The organism is Bacillus sp. SIMBA_074, assembly GCF_046534555.1.
In the GTDB taxonomy this organism is placed as follows: domain Bacteria; phylum Bacillota; class Bacilli; order Bacillales; family Bacillaceae_G; genus Bacillus_A; species Bacillus_A mycoides.
Genome location: NZ_JAWRYM010000069.1, coordinates 1 through 2,249, shown reverse-complemented (window position 1 = coordinate 2,249; position 2,249 = coordinate 1). Strand labels below are relative to the sequence as shown.

The window sequence follows — 2,249 nt, the reverse complement described above, 5'->3', positions numbered from 1 at the left end:
CCCGGTACAATACCGGACTCATTTGGATCAAGTTGCCTAATGAAATAACCGTGTCTAACTTTTAGGGGTCACTTCATGAACTGGAAAGTTTAATTGATTATGAGCTTTGATGTATTTTACTATAATAAAACCAGCATTCATTTAGTAACTTGATTTGATACCGGTTTTTCTCAAAATATGCACGTTGCATTTGTTTCTTTAGCCACGTGGGCATAGGAATCCCTCCTTGTTTAATCCTGCTCTCAAAAAAAGTAGCTCCTTTTAGTTAAAGTAACTTTAATGAGAGGTTGGTGAGTGGATTTCTAGCAATGCTGCATTTTTAGAAATCACGCTTCTTGAATGAGGATGGGTATATGTACTATTTACTATATGTATAAGAAGGGAGAAAAGTGTGAAAATATTTTTTAGTTTAGGAGGAATGAGAATGGATGAGCAAGAAATTCAGCGGTTAGTGGAAGAGGTATCGTTACAATGCTTTGGAATGCCGTTTTTACATAAAGCGATGTTTAATAGTAGGTTACGTACAACTGGTGGGCGCTATCTATTGAAGAATCATAATATAGAATTGAATTATCGATATTACGAAGTATATGGAAAAGAAGAGTTAGTCGGGATTGTTAAACATGAACTTTGTCATTATCACTTACATATCACAGGAAAAGGGTATAAGCATCGAGATAGAGATTTTCGTGAGTTATTAAAGAAAGTAGGTGCACCACGTTTTTGTAAACGAATGATTAGTGAGGAGGAAACGAGAGTTTCTATGTATGAATGTATGGGGTGTTCTTTTCAATATGTAAGAAGACGTCAAATAAATACACAAAGATATGTATGTGGAAAGTGTAAAGGACAACTAAAACTGGTAGTGAAAACATCTTGACAGTGAAAACGCAATCCAGTATATTATAAACATGTCACGTTTGCGCAAGATGTTGTGAAAAAACTTCTTGACTTACGATGAGAATTTTTATAAGATACAAATTGTCTTCATTATTCCGCAGTAGCTCAGTGGTAGAGCTATCGGCTGTTAACCGATCGGTCGTAGGTTCGAGTCCTACCTGCGGAGCCATACAGAGAAGTACCCAAGTGGCTCAAGGGGCTCCCCTGCTAAGGGAGTAGATCGCTAACGCGGTGCGAGGGTTCGAATCCCTTCTTCTCTGCCATACATATTGGCCCGTTGGTCAAGTGGTTAAGACACCGCCCTTTCACGGCGGTAACACGGGTTCGAATCCCGTACGGGTCACCACTTCGGAGGATTAGCTCAGCTGGGAGAGCACCTGCCTTACAAGCAGGGGGTCGGCGGTTCGATCCCGTCATCCTCCACCATATAAATTATATAAATAATATTATCGCGGGGTGGAGCAGTACGGTAGCTCGTCGGGCTCATAACCCGAAGGTCGCAGGTTCAAATCCTGTCCCCGCAACCAAATGGTCCCGTGGTGTAGTGGTTAACATGCCTGCCTGTCACGCAGGAGATCGCCGGTTCGACCCCGGTCGGGACCGCCATTTTAACTTCTGCTATATAGCAGTTGTTTTTTATTGGATATTATGGTAAAATAACATTTGTCTTTGAAAAGAAGATAACTATTTCGATGGGCTATAGCCAAGCGGTAAGGCAACGGACTTTGACTCCGTCATGCGCTGGTTCGAATCCAGCTAGCCCAGCCATTTACGAGCCATTAGCTCAGTTGGTAGAGCATCTGACTTTTAATCAGAGGGTCGAAGGTTCGAATCCTTCATGGCTCACTTTTGTTTTTTCCGCGCGGTCGTGGCGGAACGGCAGACGCGCTAGGTTGAGGGCCTAGTGGGGGAAACCCCGTGGAGGTTCAAGTCCTCTCGGCCGCATCAAAAAATCTTTTAAAAAGTACTTGCATTTGAAAATGTAGTATGGTAAGATAATTGAGTCGCCAAAATACAACGACGAAAAAACATCATGAATAAGCGCCCGTAGCTCAATTGGATAGAGCGTTTGACTACGGATCAAGAGGTTAGGGGTTCGACTCCTCTCGGGCGCGCCATAACGGGAAGTGGCTCAGCTTGGTAGAGCACCTGGTTTGGGACCAGGGGGTCGCAGGTTCAAATCCTGTCTTCCCGACCACGCGGGTGTAGTTTAGTGGTAAAACAAGAGCCTTCCAAGCTCTGGTCGAGAGTTCGATTCTCTTCACCCGCTTTTAGTTCTTTGAAAACTGAACGAAACAAACAACGTGAACGTCAATTTTTATTTTTAGATGCTAGACAAACTAACTTTA

The 2,249-nt window shown here is 43.0% G+C and carries 2 protein-coding genes and 12 tRNA genes; 13 read left to right on the top strand and 1 reads right to left on the bottom strand.

Annotated elements, in window-relative coordinates; translation table 11 throughout:
• Positions 1-97: 97 nt before the first annotated feature.
• Positions 98-214 carry a cortex morphogenetic protein CmpA gene (gene cmpA, locus SB773_RS29795; protein WP_001143642.1) on the bottom strand — a complete coding sequence of 39 codons (117 nt, stop codon included), beginning with the start codon at positions 212-214 and terminating at the stop codon, positions 98-100.
• A 210-nt stretch (positions 215-424) separates the two neighbouring features.
• Here cmpA and SB773_RS29790 point away from each other — a divergent pair, with 210 nt between their 5' ends.
• The 13 genes from SB773_RS29790 to SB773_RS29730 all read left to right on the top strand — a co-directional run bounded on the left by SB773_RS29790 (position 425) and on the right by SB773_RS29730 (position 2,170).
• Positions 425-880, top strand: coding sequence for a SprT family protein (locus tag SB773_RS29790; RefSeq protein ID WP_016095131.1), 456 nt, complete (start codon positions 425-427; stop codon positions 878-880).
• A gap of 114 nt (positions 881-994) precedes the next feature.
• Positions 995-1,069: transfer RNA gene (locus SB773_RS29785), tRNA-Asn, on the top strand.
• A 3-nt stretch (positions 1,070-1,072) separates the two neighbouring features.
• Positions 1,073-1,163: transfer RNA gene (locus SB773_RS29780), tRNA-Ser, on the top strand.
• Between the two features lie 8 nt (positions 1,164-1,171).
• Positions 1,172-1,246: transfer RNA gene (locus SB773_RS29775), tRNA-Glu, on the top strand.
• 4 nt (positions 1,247-1,250) lie between these two features.
• Positions 1,251-1,326, top strand: a tRNA-Val gene (locus SB773_RS29770).
• Between the two features lie 24 nt (positions 1,327-1,350).
• Positions 1,351-1,427, top strand: a tRNA-Met gene (locus tag SB773_RS29765).
• Positions 1,428-1,430: 3 nt separating this feature from the next.
• Positions 1,431-1,506, top strand: a tRNA-Asp gene (locus SB773_RS29760).
• A gap of 87 nt (positions 1,507-1,593) precedes the next feature.
• Positions 1,594-1,668, top strand: a tRNA-Gln gene (locus SB773_RS29755).
• 5 nt (positions 1,669-1,673) lie between these two features.
• Positions 1,674-1,746, top strand: a tRNA-Lys gene (locus SB773_RS29750).
• A gap of 16 nt (positions 1,747-1,762) precedes the next feature.
• Positions 1,763-1,845 (top strand) — tRNA-Leu (locus tag SB773_RS29745).
• A 96-nt stretch (positions 1,846-1,941) separates the two neighbouring features.
• Positions 1,942-2,018, top strand: a tRNA-Arg gene (locus SB773_RS29740).
• Between the two features lie 3 nt (positions 2,019-2,021).
• Positions 2,022-2,098, top strand: a tRNA-Pro gene (locus tag SB773_RS29735).
• Between the two features lies 1 nt (position 2,099).
• A tRNA-Gly gene (locus SB773_RS29730) sits at positions 2,100-2,170 on the top strand.
• The last annotated feature ends 79 nt before the right edge of the window (positions 2,171-2,249 follow it).

Coding starts and splice junctions, on each gene's coding strand:
- cmpA (WP_001143642.1), bottom strand. CDS start 214: ATGCCCACGTGGCTAAAGAAACAAATGCAACGTGCATATTTTGAGAAA.
- SB773_RS29790 (WP_016095131.1), top strand. CDS start 425: ATGGATGAGCAAGAAATTCAGCGGTTAGTGGAAGAGGTATCGTTACAA.